Source organism: Actinotalea ferrariae CF5-4, assembly GCF_000603945.1.
GTDB lineage: Bacteria > Actinomycetota > Actinomycetes > Actinomycetales > Cellulomonadaceae > Actinotalea > Actinotalea ferrariae.
In genome coordinates this window covers 1-449 of sequence record NZ_AXCW01000601.1, presented here as the reverse complement: position 1 = coordinate 449, position 449 = coordinate 1, and the positions used below count along the sequence as shown (strand labels likewise).

Annotated in this window: 1 protein-coding gene; it reads right to left on the bottom strand. The window is 80.0% G+C overall.

The annotated features are described in order from the left end of the window. On the bottom strand, positions 1-415 hold a 415-nt coding region (dhaM, locus tag N866_RS19430), incomplete at its 3' end, for a dihydroxyacetone kinase phosphoryl donor subunit DhaM (RefSeq protein ID WP_034230124.1). Between the last annotated feature and the right edge of the window lie 34 nt (positions 416-449).

Sequence of the window (449 nt, the reverse complement as noted above, 5' to 3'; positions counted from 1 at the left end):
CGCCGCTCGCGGCCGGGCGGGCCGCGGCGAAGAGCGCGCCCGCCTTCTCCGCCGCCGCGAGGACCCCTGCCAGGTCCTCGCCCTGCTGGGCCGCGACGCCCGCCGCGACGGCCCCCTCGAGGAACGGCGCGTCCGCCAGCCGCACCGCGGCGACGACGTCCTCGTCCAGCGCCTCCAGCACCGCCTCCGTCGTCAGGACGGCGGAGCCGAGGTCGGTGAGGACGACGACGCCCGCACCGCCCTCGCTCGCGCTCTCGAGGGCCTCGAGGATCCGCGCGAAGTCCGTGCCCACGCCGTCGTCGATGCCGCCCGCGGGCAGCACCTGCACGTCCGGGGCCATCTGCGCCGCGATCTCCGCGACCCCCTCGGCGGCCGCGCGCGAGTGCGAGACCAGGACCAGGGCGACCCGCGCCATCAGGCCGCCCCGCCGGCCGCCGCCGCGTCCGCGG